Source organism: Paenibacillus thermotolerans, from assembly GCF_028745515.1.
Taxonomy (GTDB): domain Bacteria; phylum Bacillota; class Bacilli; order Paenibacillales; family YIM-B00363; genus Paenibacillus_AE; species Paenibacillus_AE thermotolerans.
This window is the reverse complement of record NZ_JAQZSG010000020.1, coordinates 26,220-44,196: the sequence shown is the minus strand read 5'-3', so window position 1 is coordinate 44,196 and position 17,977 is coordinate 26,220. Positions and strand designations below refer to the sequence as shown.

The following is a 17,977-nucleotide window of genomic DNA, read 5'->3' as shown; positions in this document are numbered from 1 at the left end:
GGACGTTACCCCTCCCCCGTCTTGCCGGTAAACACGCCTTTCAGCAAAGACTTGAATATTTGCTGAAACGTAAGCTCCTGCTGCTCGTACTTCGTGTGCCGGAACGTCGCCCTTTCCTGCACCGTCAGCCGCTTGCTCCCGCTTTCAAATAAAGGCAAAGAGACGATGCGCTCCCCTCGCAGGTAGAGCTCGAGCCTGCCCCGCTGTCCCAACCGATAATCTGTCGAGCCTTCGTCGTAGAGCACTATTTTTTTGCGAAGCTCCGCCGCCTCCCCTTCCGCCAGCGGGAACTCGAACGTTCTGGCGGCGACAAGCCCGGGCTCCTGCACCGTCTCCCCCTTCCGCACGATTGTCGCGAGCGGATAATGTGTAAACGCGTAGTCCAGCATTTTTTTATGATCGTTCCAATCGTCCCCGTCGTTCAACGTGACGACCGCAAATTGCTGTCCGTTCCTTGTAGCGGAGCTGATCAGCGTTCGATGAGCCAGCTTCGTGTAACCGGTTTTGACCCCGTCCGCCCCATCGTACATCGATAACATTTTGTTTTTGTTCGACCATTTGTAATCCCATTTCTCGTTCGGGTTCGGGGCGGTTTTCACTTTCGTTTTGACGATTTCCTGGAAGATCGGATTGCGCAGCGCATAAGCCGTAAGAATCGCCATATCGTTCGCGGAGGAGTAGTGCCCCTCCTCGTCCAATCCGTGCGGATTTTTAAAGCTAGTATTTTTCATGCCCAGCATGCGGGCTTTCTCGTTCATTAAATACACAAACCCGTCGACCGAGCCGCCGACATGCTCGGCGATCGCCGTCGCCGCGTCGTTCCCGGACCGCAGCATGAGACCGTACAGCATGTTTTGCAGCGTCATCTCCTCTCCGAGATGGAGGTAGATGGACGAGCCTTCCTTGCCGTAAGCTCTATGGGACACCTTCACCTTATCGGTCAGCGTTCCGTTTTCGATCGCAACGATTGCGGTCATGACCTTCGTGAGCGAAGCGATCCGCATCCGTTTGTCGCCGTTCTCTTGAAATATGATCCGGTTCGACTTCACATCGATGACAGACGAAGCTTCCGCATGGGTGGAGATGCGCGGAGGCGCAGCCAATGCCCGATGATGCGCAGGCGCCAGCATGCAGGTTAATAGGGCTGCTGCCATGAGAACGAAGGTGATTGGACGAAGTTTCAACAGTTGGTTCATCTTGCCCTCCGATAAGAAAAAGGTTTCCGGCGGGTTTGTCCGGTTACTATGATGTATATGCGTTTTCATATCGGTTATGAAAAAAAATAGCCGCGGCTCGGGAGCTCCCGGCTGCGGCCGTAACGAGTATGTTACTTGAGCGGAGTAATAAAATTTTGCGTGTAATACGGCTTTCCGTCCGCCTCGGAGAACGCCACTCCGACGCCGAGGCGGGTATAATCGCCGAGCACGTTCCGCCGGTGCCCTTCCGAATTCATCCATCCTTCATGGGCAAAGATGGCGCTCGTTTGCCCGGCGGCAATATTTTCCCCGGCGGACCGGTACCGGATTCCGTCTTCCTTCATGCGGTCGAACGGGCTTTGTCCGGAAAGGTTCATATGATCGAAAAATCCGTTCTCGGCCATATCGGCGCTATGCTTCCGCGCGGTAGCGGCAACCGCCGCATCCCACTGCAGCGGCTGCAAGCCCCTCTTTACCCGCGCCGAGTTGGCCAAATCGACAATTTCCCTTTCATAGCTTTCGCGAAGCGCGGCGGACGGGTTCGGTGCGTAAAACTTTTTGAGCGACTGCTCCATTTCCCTGTCAATCGCCTGAACCCCTGAGATCGCCCTTGCTTGGTGAACATCGTAAAATACGGTAACGTACATGCCTTCCGCTACAAACGTATCCCGTTCGTTGCCGTCGCCCAGCATCATTCTCGTATTCCCTTTCAGCACGTAAGACAGCGGTTCTCCAAGCACCCGCAGGGCATCCGTTTCGCCGCGTCCGGCATTCAAGTCGTTCTCCGCCCCATGTATAACCCAATTGCCGCCGTTGGCGTATGCTGCAACGACGGTTCCTCCGGAAATGCCGAACATGGAAAAATTCCGGTAATCGGCGTTATATACGTACCATATAAAGCCGTATTCGCTTGCGTCCTTCCTGTCCGGTTCGCCAAAAGCTTGAATCAGCCCGGCTTCCGAATCGCCTATGGCCACTCCCCCGACGGAAAAGAATGCGTCCTCCGCCTTCCGCGGCTCCGCCGGATGAAGCTCCAGACCGGAGGATACGACGTTTCGCACGAACTGAACCGCTTCCGCCCGCGTCAACGTATCGTTCGCCGCGAAGCCTTCCGCCCCTTTTCCTTGGGCGAGCCCTGCGCCGAGCACCAGTTCGACGGCGCTCGAGACGTTCAGCAGCTCCCCTTGCGAGGCAGCGATGATTTGTGCGACTTGTCCGCGCGTTACATGCTTGCCTGCACGCTCCGCGGCGACCGGCCAATTTAGCTTCGCGGCCGCTTGATAATATGGCGAATACCAATAAGAACCGCCGGAGCCGGACACGGCCGATTGCGGGAAAGCCCGGAACAGCATGGCGAGAAATTGCGACTCCGTTACAAGTCCGGACGGCCGGAACGTGCCGTCGGGAAATCCTTGCACGACCCCTTGTCCCGCCCCCCACTCAATAGCGGCTTCAGCCCAGTGTCCTTCGATATCGGCAAATGCGGCTTTCTCGGCGCCGGCGGACGTCGCTCCGGGGAAGTTCCCGGCGGTCCCGAAGGCAAGCACGAGCGCGATGAATAGTAATGCGGCAACCGCCTTTTTCATGGTGTTTCCTCCTTATTCGCCGCGAATTAGCGGACATTGCGTTCCGCTAACTCCGCGGATCTCCCAACGCCCTTACTAGGATGAAGCTATTCCCCTGTTACATCAAGTATATAGAGATAGGCTAGGCATGAACACAGGCTTAGGGAATATACCAAAAGTTTCATAGGAGGAATTATGGAATAATTGTGTTCATATGCCGCAGTAGTCACGACACGTTTTGAACATAAGATTGCCAAAATCCCATCCGCCGAATGAAATTACACAGAAATAAGCAAAGGAAATTCAGCAAACCAATATGGGTAAATCGATAATATGATGCGGCCTTGCAAAACGCAAAACAGCAGCCTAGGGCTGCTGCTTTAACTAAAAGGTATTACAACGTTGTAGTTGTAGTTGTATTGCTCTCCGTCGGGATTCCTTCCATCGGCGCCCCGTACGTAACATCGTTGAAGCGCGTGTCGGTTTCCTTTTTGCCTCCGAACATGCTTTGAAGCTTTTCCACCATCTGCGGCGCCGACTCGATTAACCGCTCGAACATGCGAGTCTGATTATCGAGCGGCACAACCTTAACTCCGTGCTGACCGACGACCAGGAAAGCGATCGGCGTAATCGATATGCCGCCGCCGCTGCCGCCGCCGAACGGCATCGCAACCGAAGCGCCGTGACGGCTTTCGAACGGTGCGATCGCATGTGTTTCGCGGTCGCGCTGCTCTTCGTCGATCCGATCCTGCGCAAATTCGCTGCCGCCTGCAGCAAACCCGAACGCCGCCTTGCTGATCGGCAAAATCACCGTTCCGTCCGGGCAATTCACAGGGTCCCCTACAATTGTATTGACATCGACCATTTGTCTTATGTTTTCCATTGCGGTCCTCATCAGACCTTGAATCGGATGCTCGCTCATAACAGCTCCTCCTTCAATAAAAATGGGTACAAAGTTCAGTACTTTACGGTGTAATTTCCCCTTTACAACACTCCATTATGCGAAAGGCACCGGTCTTTATTTCGCGTTCACTTGAAGCAATACGCGGCGCCACACTTTCAGATTTTTCTTTTTCCGGGCGACCCTTGCCGCAAGCATAACGATGCCGAGGAGCAGATGGAATACATTGATGCGCATTTTCGCTTCGGCTTCCGTTTGAAAGCAAACTTCATTATAAACGGGCTCCACACTTAGCTCCGGCTTAGTCTCCAGTGAAAACGGAAGCAACATTCTGGACAGAAGCGAGCTTTTCAAGCTCCACACCACCCCGTAGGCTATGGCTGTTTCCGGAGCATCTCCAAGCCCGAAGCGTGTTTTCCACCGAATCCTCTCGACATGAATGCGCCCTAACGTGCCGGCAACCCACTCTTTAAAATCCTTTATATGCCGGATCAGCTCGCGGGTGTTGTGAACAAACCGTGAAATGTCGTCTCTGCTGTATACTTTTCGGGACGCCGGCGCCTCCGCCTGATCCGCCCTTTTCATTTTTAGCTTAATGCCTTCCGCCATTCCCTTAAGCTTGATTACCGGGACGCGATATTTCACATCGACAAGCCCGTACAATGCGGTAACATGCAATCTTACCTCGTCGTTTTTCGCTTCCCTTATGTATTTCAATTGTATGACGATGTTAGAAGTGAGCAGCAAAGTCATCGACAGCGCGAATATAAGAAGAAATGCGATCCCCCATGGCGAGATCAACAAATAATACAGCCCGATCAACAGCGCAAGGGAGGCCAAAACAATTCGTTCCTTCATAAAAACGCCCTCCGTTCCCAATACGTTACGCTTTAGTATCGGTACGAAGGGCGCTATTTCATTCGTTCGGTTCTTCGACAATAGAGGCTTCCTCCAGGCTCGCGGCCATTTCCCCGACATCGTCGATCGTCATTTGTTTTTCTTCAAGTTTTTGGAACAACATGCGGGTTTCCGCCTCGAGGTCCAGCTCTCCGGTCATCTGTTCCGCATCCGGCAAATCTTGAATATGGGCCAAGCCGAAATATTGCAAAAACTGTTTCGTCGTTTCGTAAAGTATCGGCCGCCCGACGGCTTCCGCTCGACCCGCCTCCTGAATCAAATCTTTGGCGACCAGCGTATGAATGGCCCGGTCGGACTTCACGCCGCGGATTTCATCGATTTCGATCCGGGTGATCGGCTGCCGGTAGGCGACGATCGCCAGCGTCTCCAGCGCCGCCTGGGAAAGCGTGCCTCGCGACGGAGCTTGGGCGAGCTTGGCGAAATAAGGCGCATGCTCCGGGTTCGTCGTCAATTGGTAGGAGCCGGCAATCTTGGCGATTCGAAAGCCCCGCTTTTCCCGCACGAACTGCTCGCGCATTTCTTCGATCGCTTCCTCGACGACGCGCCAGTCCAGCTCGAGCACGTCGGCAATTTCGCGCACGTCCAGGCCTTCATCCCCCGCCGCGAACAGCAGCCCCTCAATGACTGATTTCCACTCCGTCCAGCTCGTCTTCATCGGCTTCTTCCCCTTCCTTCGCCTGTATGACGATGTCTTCAAACACCTTATGTTGAAAGCACGATATTTTTTTCATCTTCATCAGCTCAAGCAGCGCCAGAAACGAGACGACCAGCTCGTCCTTCGTCGTGCGCTCGTCAAACAATCGGGAAAACAATATTTTGCCGCCGGCATCGCGGAGCAGATGAAGCACATCGCGCATCCGGTCCTTTACGGACACCTCGTCGCGGCGAATTTTGGCGACTGCGTTCCGGTTTGCCGCCCGGCGAAGCGCTTTGCGGAACGCCAGCAGCAAATCGAACGTGTCCAACCCCTCTACAGGGGACGGCTTTTCCGCCTCCGCGGCGTAAGGCGCCAAATCATGAGGCTCCCGCGTATAAACCAAGCTCTGATCGAGCTCCTTCTCCCTCAGATGTTCGGCGATCGCTTTATATTTTCGATATTCGATCAGCTTGGACACCAGCTCTTCAAGCGAGTCGGTTTCGTCCTCTTCCCATTCCATGTCGATTTCGACAACAGGAGGCTTCGGCAGCAGCATCTTGCTCTTGATCGCCAGCAGCGTTGCCGCCATCACTAAAAATTCGCTGGCTACCTCTAGCTCCATCTCTTCCATGAGGCTGACGAATTCGAGGTATTGGTCGGTAATTTCGCTGATCGGTATATTGGTAATATCCACTTCCGCCTTGTCGATCAGGTGCAGGAGCAAATCGAGCGGTCCCTCGAAGGAAGGCAGCTTATACGTTACGTTCATAGAGCGTCATCATTTCTTTATCGATATTGGTATTTGTTTTTCTCAGAACGCAAGGATTACAGCTGCTTGAGCAAGTTCGCCATCTCGATGGCGGTGACGGCTGCATCCCAGCCTTTGTTGCCCGCCTTTGTGCCCGCGCGTTCCACCGCTTGCTCGATCGAATCGGTCGTCAGCACGCCGAAAATCGTCGGAACGCCGGTTTTTAAGGAAATGGCCGCCACTCCCTTGGACACTTCGCTGCACACATAGTCAAAATGCGGCGTCGATCCGCGGATAACGGCACCCAGCGTAATAACGGCGTCGTACTTGCCGCTTTCGGCCATTTTCTGGGCTGCCAGCGGGATTTCGAAAGCACCCGGTACCCAAGCGACGCTTACTTCATTATCCGCCGCTCCGTGACGCTTCAACGCGTCGAGCGCGCCTCCAAGCAGCTTGGAGGAAATGAACTCGTTGAATCTGCCTACGACGATTCCGTATTTCAAACCTTGTGTGACTAAATGACCTTCAATCATATGCGGCATTCGTTTTCTCTCCTTAGGTAGTTAGTTTAATTATATATCGTCAAGACGGGCGTTTCTTTATTTTGCGGCCGAACCGCTCGGTTTTCCGCTTTCCTCGGCAAATTTCAGCATATGTCCGAGCTTCGCTTTTTTCGTGCGCAAATAGTCGGCGTTATCTTCGTTTTCTTCCATTTGCAGCGGCACCCGCTCGTGGATCGTCAGCCCGTATCCTTCCAGGCCTTTAATTTTCCTTGGATTGTTCGTTAACAGCCGCATGCTTCTGACGCCCAAATCCTTCAAAATTTGCGCGCCGATGCCGTAATCCCGCAAATCGGGCTTAAATCCAAGTTTTATATTCGCGTCGACCGTGTCCAATCCCTGCTCCTGAAGCTTGTAAGCCTTCAATTTGTTGATCAACCCGATCCCGCGCCCTTCTTGACGCATATAGAGCAGCACTCCGGATCCGTTCTTTTCGATGGCGCTGAGGGCAGCGGCCAGCTGCGGGCCGCAGTCGCACCGGTGCGAGTGGAATACGTCGCCGGTGAGGCATTCGGAATGGACGCGCACGAGCGTCGGCTTGTTCGGATCGATGTCTCCCTTGACGAGCGCGACATGCTCCTTGCTGTCGACTTCATTCGTATACGCGATCGCTCTGAACGTGCCGAAATCGGTCGGCATGTTCACCTCCACCTCGCGGCGCACCAGATTCTCCTTCTCGTTCCGGTATAAAATCATATCTTGAATCGTGATCAGCTTCAAGCCGTGCTTCTTCGCGATTTCCCGCAGCTCGGGGACGCGCGCCATCGTGCCGTCTTCCTTCATAATTTCGCAAATGACGCCCGCCGGGTAGCTGCCGCACATCCGGGCCAGGTCCACCGCGGCTTCCGTATGCCCCGCTCTCCGCAGCACGCCGCCCTTCTTGGCGATCAGCGGAAAAATATGACCGGGCCGGCGAAAATCGTGAGCTCTCGTCTTCGGGCTGATCATCGCTTGAATCGTCTGGGACCGTTCATGCGCGGAAATGCCCGTCGAGGTCGATACGTGGTCAATCGACACGGTGAACGCCGTGCCGTGATAATCCGTGTTTCTTGCGACCATCGGCGGCAAATCGAGCTCTTCCGCACGCTCCTCCGTAATCGGGACGCAGATTAGGCCGCGCCCCTCCGTCGCCATGAAATTAATGATTTCGGGGGTCGCTTTCTCCGCGAGCGCCACGAAGTCGCCTTCGTTCTCCCGGTTTTCGTCGTCGACCACGATGACCGGCTTTCCCATCATAAGATCGTAGATGGCCGATTCGATCGTATCGAACGCAGCGCCGTCATGCGTATGGTTCGATTGTGTCATGCTTGTTTCCCTCCGATTCCTTCTGTATTTTTTCGATATCGAATCATAAAAAGCCGTTCTCTTTAAGCATTTGCTCCGTTATGCCGCCTGCGCGGCCTTTCCCGCTGCCCCCGTCCTGCCGGTAAAAGAGCAAATGCTCCACGTACTTGCCGATGATGTCGCATTCGAGGTTCACCTCGTGGCCGGGGTGCTTATGCTGAAGAATCGTTTCGGCAAGCGTGTGCGGGATGATCGACACCCGGAACCGTCCGCCCGATTGGTCCACCACGGTAAGCGAAATGCCGTCGATGGCGACCGAGCCCTTCGGAATAATGTAACGGAATAGTTCCGGATCGTGAGGCTCGATCGTAAAATAAACCGCATTATCCAGCGCTTCCCGCCCGCGAATCGTGCCGGTGCCGTCGACGTGGCCTTGCACGAGGTGGCCGCCGAATCGGGTGTCGGCGCGCATTGCCCGCTCCAGATTGACCGGGTCGCCGATGCGCAGCCTGGATAACGTCGTCTTTCGGAACGTTTCCGGCATTACGTCCATAGACACGGTCGAAGCGTCAAAACGGATTGCTGTCAAGCAAACGCCGTTAACGGCGATGCTGTCGCCGAGCGCAATGCCCTCCAGCACCTTGCGGGCGCCGATGTTGAGGACGAGCGCCTCTCCTTGCCGGTCCACGCCCTTGAGCGTGCCGGTTTCTTCAATTAAACCCGTAAACACGGTTTGTTTCACCTCTTTTCCGTAAAGCTCGCCCCCGGCGGATATACCGGATAGCCTTCGATCAGGACGTCGCTGCCGAACGTTCGGACGGCGACGCGCTCCAGGCTTATGGCGTCGGCCATCCGGCTGAAGCCCGGAAAGCTGAAGTTAGCCGGGCCGCCTTCGCCGATGATTTTCGGTGCGACAAAGGCGTACACCTTGTCGACGAACCCGGCGGCAAGCAGCGCGCCGCTTAGCGTTCCGCCTCCTTCGACAAGCACGGAGGCGATGCCCCGCTTGCCCAGCTCCTGCAGGGCAAGCGTAAGGTCGACGCGGGGGCCCGGCCCGCAGTCGACGATTTCCGCGCCGCGCTCCGCCAGCGCGGTACGGGCGGCGGCGGGCGCCGATGCCGCCGTGAAGATGAGCGCCGCCGGCAGACCGTCGGCGCGGGGCGCAAGCGCCGCCGCATCGGGCGGCGTCCGCAGCTGCGAGTCGACGATGACTCGCAGCGGATCGCGCGACGGCACCTCAAGCCGCGCCGTCAAGCGCGGATCGTCGGCCAGCACGGTGCCGACGCCGGCCATGATGGCTGCGTAGCGATGCCGCAGCCCGTGCACGAACGAACGGGATTCCCCGTTCGTAATCCAGCGGCTGTCGCCGCCCGGGGCGGCGATGCGCCCGTCGAGCGTGCCCGCCGTCTTCACGGCGACGAACGGGCGCCCGCTACGCACGAGGTGAAAAAACACCTCGTTCAGCTCCGCCGCCTCGCGCTCCAGCACGCCGGTCTTCACCTCGATGCCGTGCTCGCGCAATCGCTCGACGCCCCTCCCCGCCACTAGCGGGTTCGGGTCGACGCCCGCAACGACGACGCGGGCGACGCGCTCGCGCACGAGCCGGTCGGCGCACGGCGGCGTGCGGCCGTGATGACTGCACGGCTCCAGCGTCACGTACACGGTACTGCCTTCCGCCGATGCTCCGGCCATGTTCAGCGCGTGCACCTCCGCATGCGCTTCGCCTTGCCGCAGGTGCGCTCCCATCCCGACGATGCGGCCGTCCTTTACGACAACGCAGCCGACGGACGGGTTGGTGCCGGTTTGCCCGATCGTCGCCTTCGCCAGCTCGATCGCCGTCCGCATATATGATTCATCGTTATATTCCATCCGTTCTCCTCCCTCCGTACTGTTTCGTTCCAACGGATCGTGAAGCGCAAAAAAAGCGCCATGGAATCAGGGCGCTTTCAGAAAAACGGCAACGCGAAATACAACGAATAGGTGTGAAAAATTGCACAACCTAGCCGTAATCGAAACGGCACGACGGCTGCGGCAAAACAAGCCCGTTAATGAGGCATATCAAACCAAAGCCCGCCTCATAGCCATGTGCGTCTCTTCTTTGCGTTCCTTCTCCCATCCAGACTATTACTGTCGGTCTCGGAGTTTCACCGAGTCCACCGCCATTCCGTTTTTTGTGAACTGAACGCCGGGTCACGGACTGAGCGTCAAGCCGAATGGTGGCGGCCATTAAGCCGCCGCTTCGCTTGCGCATCACCGCCGGTCGGGAATTGCACCCCGCCCCGAAGGAAAATATAAAGTTTTTACAAGTATACTGCCAACATCCGCGACTGTCTATGATAGAAATCACGACAGCACGAATCGCCGAACGCCGCTTACACTTCCGTTACGCGCACGCTCTCCATCCGGTCATGCCCTTTAAACTCGTCCACAAGCTCCATGCCTTCGGTCACTTTGCCGAATACCGTATGAACGCCGTCCAAATGCGGCTGCGGCTTGTAAACGACGTAAAATTGGCTGCCGCCCGTATTCGGACCCGCATGAGCCATAGCCAGCGAACCGCGCTCGTGCTTGTTCGGGTTGATTTCGCAATTGATCGTGTAGCCCGGACCGCCCGTACCGTTACCTCTTGGGCAGCCGCCCTGAGCAACAAAGCCCGGAATAACGCGGTGGAACGTAAGACCGTCGTAGAAGCCCGAGTTCGCGAGCTTTTCGAAGTTTGCTACTGTATTCGGTGCGTCTTTCTCGAAAAGGTCGATTTTGACCTCTCCGCCTGCCGCCATTTTAATGACTGCTTGCTTTGCCATCTAAGTCCACTCCTCTGCATACAAACGAAAGATGGTTCTAGTTTACATATGTTTTAAGACAATTTCAAATCAAAAGGATCCACCTTAGATTTACTCGCAAGAAACCGCTGGAAAAGAGTGGAATCCAAAGTTACACTAGCTATATCGCTATAACACAATTTCAAAGATACATTCATTTGGAGGGCAGCACAAAATGGCTGATGAGAAAAAGCAACGATTCGAGACAATCGAAACAGAGCAAATCAATATTGTTGATAAAAATGGAAACGTGCGAATGTCGTTGTTCAACAGCGAACGGATGCCGGAGATCGTCATGGAGGGACAGCCCGTTTCCGGGAAACGAAGCGGAATACCGGGATCAGGCATTATGTTTTACAACAATGAAGGCGACGAGTGCGGCGGTCTTGTATTCGGGAGCGCCAAAGATGATAACGGCAATTACGTTTCCTTCGGCTCGGTTACGTTCGACGCTTACAAGGATGACCAAGTAATCCAGACGAACTTCTGGGAAACAAACGGGCTGCGCAATTACGGTTTTATTTTATACGATCGGCCGAGCGGCAAGGAGCGGCTGTACATGGGAAGAGGCCAGAACGGAGATTACGCTGTTACGCTTTGCGACAGCAAAGGAACCGAGCGAATCCGGATGGTCATCGACTCGAATGACGTTCCGCGCATGGAATTTCTAAACGAGAATGGCGAAGTCGTTTACAAGCTGCCGCCAGAGTAATCGGCATATTTCGGATTGTCAGCAACATTGACATAATCGTCAACCGACATTGACAGCTATGTCAATATCGCTGACAAACGGCACGGCTTGTCAGCCGGATTGACAATATTGTCAGCCGCGAAAGACTAATTTGTCAATTACAGTGACAAAACTACACGCAGCCAATAGGTACTCGATCTCGAGCGAAGCTAGCGGAACACATTGTCCGCTAATTCGCTGCGAACGGCGGAATTCCCCGAAACAACGGAACAAGATGTCCGCTAATTTGTTGAAAAGTCAAAAAATCGGGAAAAAACACCGTATTAGCGGTCAACGCGTTCCGTTACATCGCCGAATTATGTAAACTAGCCCATTTTAGCGGACATTCGTTTCCGTTAATGATGGGCAACTGTTAGGCGCAGCGGTCGGTCGCGGTATACCGATCGGTCACGAAGCGGCCGGTCGCGATCCGAAGTTCTACCGGGCAGCGGCAAACTGGTCCCATGCTTATCAAAAAAAAGCGCCCGTAGGCGCTTTTCGCTTTTCCCCATTTTATCTTTGCTTCGCCGCATTCGCCACGGACAGCTTCCGAAGCCGCTCCGGCACGACGTCGTTCGCGACCAAATCCGCATGGGTTTCCCGGCGGACGACCAGCTCGGCGGTGCCGTCCTTCACGAACACGACGGCCGGACGGCGAATACGGTTGTAATTGCTCGCCATCGAGTAGTTGTACGCGCCGGTGCAAAACACGGCGAGAATATCCCCCGTATTCACCTTCGGCAGCTGCAAATCCCAAATGAGCATGTCGCCGGATTCGCACGCCTTGCCCGCGATCGATACGATCTCTTCGGCATCCTCCGACGCGCGGTTGGCCAGCACAGCTTCGTACTTCGCATCGTACAGCGCAGGACGCGGATTGTCGGTCATGCCTCCGTCAACGGCGACGTATTTGCGGATTCCCGGAATGTCCTTCACGGCTCCGATCGTATACAGGGTCGTGCCCGCATCCCCGACGATGCTGCGGCCCGGCTCGACCCAAATTTCCGGAATCGGCAATTGATGAGCGTCAAACCGATCTTTCACCGCGCCGGTAATGGCGGCTACGTATTCCGCCACCTGCAGCGGCCGGTCGCCCTCCACATAGCGAATGCCGAAGCCGCCGCCCAAATTGACGACCCTTAGCGAATAACCCGTATGCTTTCTGACTTCCGCCGCAAAGTCGGCTACCTTCTCGGCGGCGATTCGAAAGCCTTCCACCTCGAAAATTTGCGAGCCGATATGGGAATGGATGCCGAGCAGCTCCAGGTTCGACGCGTCAATCGCCGCCTTCACGGCCTGCATGGCCGATCCGTTGCCCAAACTGAAGCCGAACTTTACATCCTCCTGGCCTGTCGATATATATTCATGCGTATGTGCCTCAACTCCGGGAGTAACCCGCAGCAGGATGTCGGTTTTCATTCCCCGATCCTTAGCGAGTTCATTCAGCAAATATAACTCGGTAAAGTTATCGACGACAAAGCAGCCGATCCTCGCATCGAGCCCCATGGCAAGCTCTTCCGGCGTCTTGTTGTTTCCGTGAAAATGAATTTTCTCCGGAGGGAAGCCCGCTTCCAGCGCCGTGAACAATTCCCCGTCCGAAACGACGTCCAGCGACAGCCCTTCCTCATCCGCCAAAATGCACATTGCTTTTACACAAAACGCTTTGCTTGCATAGGATACATCGAAACGCAGTCCCGTTGCACGAAAAGCTTCCATATATTCTCTGCAGCGCTGCCGTACGAGCGCTTCGTCGACTACATAAAGAGGAGTACCGAACTTCTCGGCGAGGAAGGACGTATCCACGCCGCCGATTTCCAGTCTCCCGTTCTCGTTGATAATGCCGGTTCCGTGCAAAAACAATAGCCTATCCCCTTTATTTCAGACGAATGATTATAAGCTGTACAATATCACAAAACGCCGCAATTGAACAGAACTGCTTACCCTTCGCTTTTTCCGCAAACAAGCCCGAAGTTATTTCGCAACTTCGGGCTTAATGATATGCAGCTTTATTGTCGATTGTGCATCTTGGCGGACATCCGGTCGCGGTCCTGCGGCTTCGTAATCGTCGAGCGGTACCGGTGGGCTAAGAGCGGCCGCCTGAATATAATGTCGAACATGCCGCGTGCATGAAACGGAATGAACGGCCACAAATACGGCGTCTGATAAGAACGCTGTGTTATTAATATGATCATCACCGCCGTAGTGCCTACTACAAAGCCCGGAACGCCGAACGCCGCAACCGCCAGCAGCAGAATAAGCCGTACGATCCGGTTTGCAAGCCCCAGCTCATAGCTCGGAGTGGCGAACATGCCGATCGCCGCCACGGCCATATAGAGGATAACTTCCCTGACAAACAACCCGGCGCTGATCGCCACGTCGCCGATGAGAATAGCGGCGATCAAGCCCATGGCCGTAGCCAGCGGAGTCGGCGTATGAATGGCGGCCAGACGCATGAGATCGACGCCGAGCTCCACCAGTAAAAACTGCGCCAGTATCGGGATCCGCCCCTCATCCTGCGGTCCGATAAAGCCTAGCGAGGCCGGCTTCAGCTCCGGCTTAAAGACGAGCAAAAACCATAACGGCAGCAAGAACAAAGAGGAAAAGATGCCGAAAAACCGAACCCAACGCAAGTATGTTCCGATAAACGGCGTCTGCCTGTGTTCTTCCGCGTGCTGCACGTGGTGGAAAAACGTCGTCGGCAACATAATGACGCTCGGACTCGTATCGACGAATAAACATACGTGCCCCTCGAGCAGATGATAGGCGGCCACGTCCGGGCGCTCCGTATACCGGACCGCGGGATACGGGTTCCAGCCCTTCCCGACGATCGCCTCCTCCAGCTCCTTGTCCGCCATCGAAATGCCGTCCACATCGATGAGCGCGATTTTTTTCTTAACTTCCGCCACCAGACTTAAATCCGCTATATCGTTAATATAAGCAACGCAGACGTCTGTTTTTGTCCGCCTGCCCACTTGCAGCATCTCCAGCTTTAAGCGCGGGTCCCGCAATCTTCGCCGAACGAGCGACACATTCGTCAATAACGTCTCGATAAATCCGTCGCGAGCCCCCCGAACGACCCGCTCGGTGGACGGCTCTTCCGGCCCTCTGGCGGGCAACGCCTTAACATCCATCACAATGGCGGTCGTTTCCCCGTTAATAAACAGGGCGCTGCCTCCGGAAAGCACCTTATGGATAATTTCCGGCATGTTGTCGACCTTTTCGACCTGTATGTGCGGAATGTACAGGCTGAAAAATTGCTGCAGCGCATCGCCCGTCATTTCCTCAGGCTTGATTTCGGTCAATCGCATCATAATGAGCGTAAGCACTTGATCCTTGACAAACCCGTTCAAATAGAGCAGTCCGGTCTCCTTGCCTCCGTACGTCATTTCGCGGAACAGCAAGTCGAAGGAAGCCCCGAGACCGGCCATTTCCTCGAGCGTCCGTTTTACCTCCTTCAAGTCGGCCGGCACGCTCTCGGCTTCCTTCAGCCGCTTCTCCTCCGCTGTCATTAGGTAGGGCTCAGGGTCTTTCGGTTTGGGCTGCTTTACTTTATAACGCTCCTCGTTATCGTAACGCTCCGACTCATTGATCGGTATCGTATTTTCTTTGCCGGTAGTAAGCTCAAACAAAAAGTCCCGATCCTCACGGCGAATCACATAATCCTGTACGCCTTCGCCGCTTTTGTTCTCATGCTCTTCCGTTCTCATGATTGTCCGCAGCTCCTTTCTTGTCAGGCGTTCCCTTTAATGTATCCGAAACGAAAGCCATTCAAACAAAGAACCGAGCACCTTGCCGAGCACCATCGCCGCGAGCAGACGCGAAATGTACCCGTCCATCCCCAGCCTTCTTGCCAATATCGGAAATACGTTCAGCACTTCGGTAAGCGCAGCCGCCACACAGCCGACGAACGCTCCGATCAACAAGCCTGCGGCCGCAAGCGTGACGAAAGGAAGATGGATCCGCCAGCCGAAAAAGTCCGCGCACGTCCAATACAATGCGCCCAGAACGACCGCCGCCTCAAGCTTCGGACCGCGTTTGGCGGAACCGGTAATTTGCGCGAGGCGCGGGATGACGTCAAGCACGACCAGAAAAGCGACCAAGCCGCTTCCGACCGCCAGCCCGCTGGACAAACCGAGAAATATGAGCGCGAACGAAACAAGCATCGCGGTCATCGGGATTTCCCCCTTCCCTCCGCTTGCCCGTTCTCCGAAAGCCTTTTATATTCCTCCGTCACGACATATTGCAAAACGCTCTCCTCATACTTAAATATTTCCACATCCAGCGGACTCGGCTCTTCATTAATCTTTTTCTTGAACAGATGATTGAAAAATACGACCATACCGAGGCCGATGCCGATGGAATACGGGATTTGAAACATATACGGGTGCTCGACGTGCTTCCCCGTAATCAAATAAACGATTCTTCGTTGGACCTCCGGCATGGAAACGTCCTCGTGGAAGTTCATGATGGCAAGTCCCGAACCGAAAAAGAGCAGCAGCCATACGACGGCAAAAAGCAGCCAGCCCGCCGATTTTCGTTCCGTGCGGATCTCAACCAGCGTATGCGGCTCTCCGTAATGCTCGACAGCCGCGTCGGGCAGCCGCTCCCGGATCGCCGCCACGATGCTCAGCATATCGATGAGGATCAAATTGCCGTCGCCGCGGATCGGCCGATGGAGGACCAGCTCGCGCAATATCGGGTCCCACTGGGGAGGCGAAAGAAACTGGGCGATGTCCGTAAGAAAGATGGGGCGACCCCGCGGAACCTTTACTCGCTTGCGAAGCCGAATATATATCGTTTCTGATGGCAAAGGCGCTCCCTCCTCTCATATTCGTAGTATGGAGGATAGCGTGCGATGAGATACACGAAAAAAGACCGGACGCGCTATTGCGCGATCTGGTCTTTGATCGTTTGCAGTATTTTTTTCTCGAGCCGCGATACTTGCACCTGCGAAATACCCAGCCGCGACGCAACCTCCGACTGCGTCTGGTCCCGGTAGTACCGCAAATACACAATCAGCCTTTCCCGCTCGGTCAACGAATTGATCGCTTCCCCCAATGCGAGCTTGTCGAACCACCGCTCCTGCGATTCGTCGGCGATTTGGTCCATCAAGGTGATCGGGTCTCCGTCGTTCTCGAACACCGTTTCGTGAATCGACGACGGGGGCTTGTTCGCTTCCTGCGCAAAGACGATATCCTCGGGCGTGACGCCGAGCTCCTCCGCCACCTCGCTGACGGTCGGCAGGCGGCCCATCTTTTTGGACAGCTCGTCCTTCGTCTTGCGTACCTTATTCGCCATTTCCTTCAAGGAGCGGCTGACCTTGACAGTACCGTCGTCTCTTAGGAAACGTTGAATTTCGCCGATAATCATCGGCACGGCATAGGTCGAAAACTTCACGTCATACGACAAATCAAATTTATCAATCGATTTCAACAGGCCGATACAGCCGATTTGAAATAAATCCTCAGGTTCATAGCCTCGGTTCAGGAAACGCTGAACGACGGACCAAACCAGGCGAATGTTGCAATTGACGAGCGTATCGCGGGCGGTTGCCTCTCCCGCCTGGCTGAGAGCGATAAGCCGTTTCACTTCGGCGTCGTCCAGGTAGCTGTGCGAGGCGTTCTTCACATCGACGTCCATGCGCTTTTCCTCCAAGCTGTTGCGCAGCATAATACTGCTCCCGAACCGGGCTTAATTATACATCACTTTTTTTGACATAATGCGCTTCGCCATTTCTACCTTGGTCCCTTTGCCCGGCTCGGACGTTACGTCGATCCGGTCCATGAAATTTTCCATGATCGTAAAGCCCATTCCCGACCGTTCCAGCTCCGGCTTCGAGGTATACAGCGGCGTTCTGGCCAGCTCTAAATCCTCGATGCCCTGACCTTCGTCCTCTACCGTTATGTAAACCATGTCTCCGTCCATTCTCGCGGTAATCGTTACAAGTCCTTCTTGATTCTCGTTGTATCCGTGGATAATGGCGTTAGTCACCGCTTCGGAGACGACGGTTTTAATATCCGTCAGTTCGTCGAGCGTAGGGTCCAGCTGGCTGACGAAGGCGGCGACGGCGACGCGGGCGAACGCTTCGTTGTCCGACACGCTGGAAAACTGCAGTTTCATGTAATTTTTATCGCTCATGATACAACCCCCAAACTGGAGAGCGCTTCTCTCTCGCTTTGTTCGATCGACACGATTTTGAACAGGCCCGATAACTCGAACAACCGGTAAACGGCCGGCGAAACGTCGCAAACGACCATTTTTCCGCCTCTGCCCGTAATCGATTTATAGCGGCCCAGAATGACTCCGATGCCTGAACTGTCCATGAACGATAATTGCTTCAAGCTTAAAATAAGATGCGTTACGTTCCCTCGCAATATCGCTTCTTCCATTTGCGCCTTGACGTCGTCCGCCGAATGATGATCAAGCTCGCCTTCGAGCCTGACAATCAGCGCTTGACGGTGCTGTTCCATATGAAGCTTGAGATTCACCTTTGTTCATCTCCTTCCGGGTCTTGCAAGTTCAATTCTACGAAATCGGCTTCTATTCCTGCCTGCCGACAAAACTAGAAGGAAACTGCCAGAAAGCGACACGAAGGTCTAGCTTTCGCGCAATTGCT

19 protein-coding genes and 1 riboswitch are annotated in these 17,977 nt (G+C 54.9%); of the genes, 1 reads left to right on the top strand and 18 read right to left on the bottom strand.

What is annotated here, in order from left to right:
* Positions 1-5: 5 nt before the first annotated feature.
* The 11 genes from PT964_RS16490 to PT964_RS16440 all read right to left on the bottom strand — a co-directional run bounded on the left by PT964_RS16490 (position 6) and on the right by PT964_RS16440 (position 10,613).
* Positions 6-1,196 (bottom strand): D-alanyl-D-alanine carboxypeptidase family protein, encoded by a 1,191-nt coding sequence (locus PT964_RS16490; RefSeq protein ID WP_425262758.1) that lies wholly within the window; start codon positions 1,194-1,196, stop codon positions 6-8.
* Between the two features lie 131 nt (positions 1,197-1,327).
* Positions 1,328-2,782, bottom strand: a complete 1,455-nt coding sequence (locus PT964_RS16485; protein ID WP_274364463.1) for a CAP-associated domain-containing protein — start codon at positions 2,780-2,782, stop codon at positions 1,328-1,330.
* 373 nt (positions 2,783-3,155) lie between these two features.
* Positions 3,156-3,683, bottom strand: a complete 528-nt coding sequence (ytfJ, locus tag PT964_RS16480; RefSeq protein WP_274364462.1) for a GerW family sporulation protein — start codon at positions 3,681-3,683, stop codon at positions 3,156-3,158.
* A 96-nt stretch (positions 3,684-3,779) separates the two neighbouring features.
* Complete coding sequence (locus tag PT964_RS16475) at positions 3,780-4,520, bottom strand: DUF2953 domain-containing protein (RefSeq protein ID WP_274364461.1); 741 nt, start codon at positions 4,518-4,520, stop codon at positions 3,780-3,782.
* Between the two features lie 58 nt (positions 4,521-4,578).
* Positions 4,579-5,235, bottom strand: a complete 657-nt coding sequence (gene scpB / locus PT964_RS16470) for an SMC-Scp complex subunit ScpB (RefSeq protein ID WP_274364460.1) — start codon at positions 5,233-5,235, stop codon at positions 4,579-4,581.
* Entirely contained in the window at positions 5,198-5,986 is a 789-nt protein-coding gene (locus PT964_RS16465) for a segregation and condensation protein A (RefSeq protein WP_274364459.1), read from the bottom strand. Before PT964_RS16465 ends, scpB begins: the two co-directional genes overlap by 38 nt.
* Before the next feature lie 56 nt (positions 5,987-6,042).
* On the bottom strand, positions 6,043-6,507 hold the full coding sequence (gene ribH, locus PT964_RS16460; protein ID WP_274364458.1) for a 6,7-dimethyl-8-ribityllumazine synthase: 465 nt from the start codon (positions 6,505-6,507) through the stop codon (positions 6,043-6,045).
* Between the two features lie 57 nt (positions 6,508-6,564).
* Entirely contained in the window at positions 6,565-7,830 is a 1,266-nt protein-coding gene (locus PT964_RS16455) for a bifunctional 3,4-dihydroxy-2-butanone-4-phosphate synthase/GTP cyclohydrolase II (RefSeq protein WP_274364457.1), read from the bottom strand.
* Positions 7,831-7,873: 43 nt separating this feature from the next.
* The gene (gene ribE, locus PT964_RS16450; RefSeq protein ID WP_274364456.1) at positions 7,874-8,539 is read right to left on the bottom strand and encodes a riboflavin synthase; all 666 of its coding nucleotides are present in this window, start codon (positions 8,537-8,539) and stop codon (positions 7,874-7,876) included.
* Positions 8,540-8,547: 8 nt separating this feature from the next.
* Positions 8,548-9,678: a bifunctional diaminohydroxyphosphoribosylaminopyrimidine deaminase/5-amino-6-(5-phosphoribosylamino)uracil reductase RibD gene (gene ribD / locus PT964_RS16445; protein WP_274364530.1), complete on the bottom strand. Its 1,131-nt coding sequence runs from the start codon at positions 9,676-9,678 to the stop codon at positions 8,548-8,550.
* A gap of 231 nt (positions 9,679-9,909) precedes the next feature.
* Positions 9,910-10,100: riboswitch (FMN riboswitch) on the bottom strand.
* Positions 10,101-10,181: 81 nt separating this feature from the next.
* Positions 10,182-10,613 (bottom strand): peptidylprolyl isomerase, encoded by a 432-nt coding sequence (locus PT964_RS16440; protein WP_274364455.1) that lies wholly within the window; start codon positions 10,611-10,613, stop codon positions 10,182-10,184.
* 193 nt (positions 10,614-10,806) lie between these two features.
* Here PT964_RS16440 and PT964_RS16435 point away from each other — a divergent pair, with 193 nt between their 5' ends.
* Entirely contained in the window at positions 10,807-11,343 is a 537-nt protein-coding gene (locus tag PT964_RS16435) for a hypothetical protein (protein ID WP_274364454.1), read from the top strand.
* A 531-nt stretch (positions 11,344-11,874) separates the two neighbouring features.
* Here PT964_RS16435 and lysA read toward each other — a convergent pair.
* The 7 genes from lysA to spoIIAA form a co-directional block, all read right to left on the bottom strand.
* Complete coding sequence (gene lysA, locus PT964_RS16430) at positions 11,875-13,221, bottom strand: diaminopimelate decarboxylase (protein ID WP_274364453.1); 1,347 nt, start codon at positions 13,219-13,221, stop codon at positions 11,875-11,877.
* Positions 13,222-13,367: 146 nt separating this feature from the next.
* Positions 13,368-15,068 carry a spore germination protein gene (locus tag PT964_RS16425; protein ID WP_274364452.1) on the bottom strand — a complete coding sequence of 567 codons (1,701 nt, stop codon included), beginning with the start codon at positions 15,066-15,068 and terminating at the stop codon, positions 13,368-13,370.
* Positions 15,069-15,104: 36 nt separating this feature from the next.
* Positions 15,105-15,533, bottom strand: coding sequence for a stage V sporulation protein AB (locus tag PT964_RS16420; protein ID WP_274364451.1), 429 nt, complete (start codon positions 15,531-15,533; stop codon positions 15,105-15,107).
* Positions 15,530-16,171: a stage V sporulation protein AA gene (locus PT964_RS16415; protein ID WP_274364450.1), complete on the bottom strand. Its 642-nt coding sequence runs from the start codon at positions 16,169-16,171 to the stop codon at positions 15,530-15,532. The genes PT964_RS16420 and PT964_RS16415 overlap by 4 nt, the downstream gene beginning before the upstream one ends.
* A 74-nt stretch (positions 16,172-16,245) precedes the next feature.
* Positions 16,246-17,001 (bottom strand): RNA polymerase sporulation sigma factor SigF, encoded by a 756-nt coding sequence (gene sigF / locus PT964_RS16410; protein ID WP_274364529.1) that lies wholly within the window; start codon positions 16,999-17,001, stop codon positions 16,246-16,248.
* 51 nt (positions 17,002-17,052) lie between these two features.
* A complete protein-coding gene (gene spoIIAB / locus PT964_RS16405) occupies positions 17,053-17,499 on the bottom strand; it encodes an anti-sigma F factor (protein WP_274364449.1) in 447 nt (148 codons plus the stop codon).
* Complete coding sequence (gene spoIIAA, locus PT964_RS16400) at positions 17,496-17,849, bottom strand: anti-sigma F factor antagonist (RefSeq protein WP_274364448.1); 354 nt, start codon at positions 17,847-17,849, stop codon at positions 17,496-17,498. The genes spoIIAB and spoIIAA overlap by 4 nt, the downstream gene beginning before the upstream one ends.
* Between the last annotated feature and the right edge of the window lie 128 nt (positions 17,850-17,977).

Bases quoted from the DNA above. Each gene is read 5' to 3' on its own strand.
- PT964_RS16490 (WP_425262758.1), bottom strand. From the start codon at position 1,196: ATGAACCAACTGTTGAAACTTCGTCCAATCACCTTCGTTCTCATGGCA.
- PT964_RS16485 (WP_274364463.1), bottom strand. From the start codon at position 2,782: ATGAAAAAGGCGGTTGCCGCATTACTATTCATCGCGCTCGTGCTTGCC.
- ytfJ (WP_274364462.1), bottom strand. From the start codon at position 3,683: ATGAGCGAGCATCCGATTCAAGGTCTGATGAGGACCGCAATGGAAAAC.
- PT964_RS16475 (WP_274364461.1), bottom strand. From the start codon at position 4,520: ATGAAGGAACGAATTGTTTTGGCCTCCCTTGCGCTGTTGATCGGGCTG.
- scpB (WP_274364460.1), bottom strand. From the start codon at position 5,235: ATGAAGACGAGCTGGACGGAGTGGAAATCAGTCATTGAGGGGCTGCTG.
- PT964_RS16465 (WP_274364459.1), bottom strand. From the start codon at position 5,986: ATGAACGTAACGTATAAGCTGCCTTCCTTCGAGGGACCGCTCGATTTG.
- ribH (WP_274364458.1), bottom strand. From the start codon at position 6,507: ATGCCGCATATGATTGAAGGTCATTTAGTCACACAAGGTTTGAAATAC.
- PT964_RS16455 (WP_274364457.1), bottom strand. From the start codon at position 7,830: ATGACACAATCGAACCATACGCATGACGGCGCTGCGTTCGATACGATC.
- ribD (WP_274364530.1), bottom strand. From the start codon at position 9,678: ATGGAATATAACGATGAATCATATATGCGGACGGCGATCGAGCTGGCG.
- PT964_RS16440 (WP_274364455.1), bottom strand. From the start codon at position 10,613: ATGGCAAAGCAAGCAGTCATTAAAATGGCGGCAGGCGGAGAGGTCAAA.
- PT964_RS16435 (WP_274364454.1), top strand. From the start codon at position 10,807: ATGGCTGATGAGAAAAAGCAACGATTCGAGACAATCGAAACAGAGCAA.
- PT964_RS16425 (WP_274364452.1), bottom strand. From the start codon at position 15,068: ATGAGAACGGAAGAGCATGAGAACAAAAGCGGCGAAGGCGTACAGGAT.
- PT964_RS16420 (WP_274364451.1), bottom strand. From the start codon at position 15,533: ATGACCGCGATGCTTGTTTCGTTCGCGCTCATATTTCTCGGTTTGTCC.
- sigF (WP_274364529.1), bottom strand. From the start codon at position 17,001: ATGGACGTCGATGTGAAGAACGCCTCGCACAGCTACCTGGACGACGCC.
- spoIIAB (WP_274364449.1), bottom strand. From the start codon at position 17,499: ATGAGCGATAAAAATTACATGAAACTGCAGTTTTCCAGCGTGTCGGAC.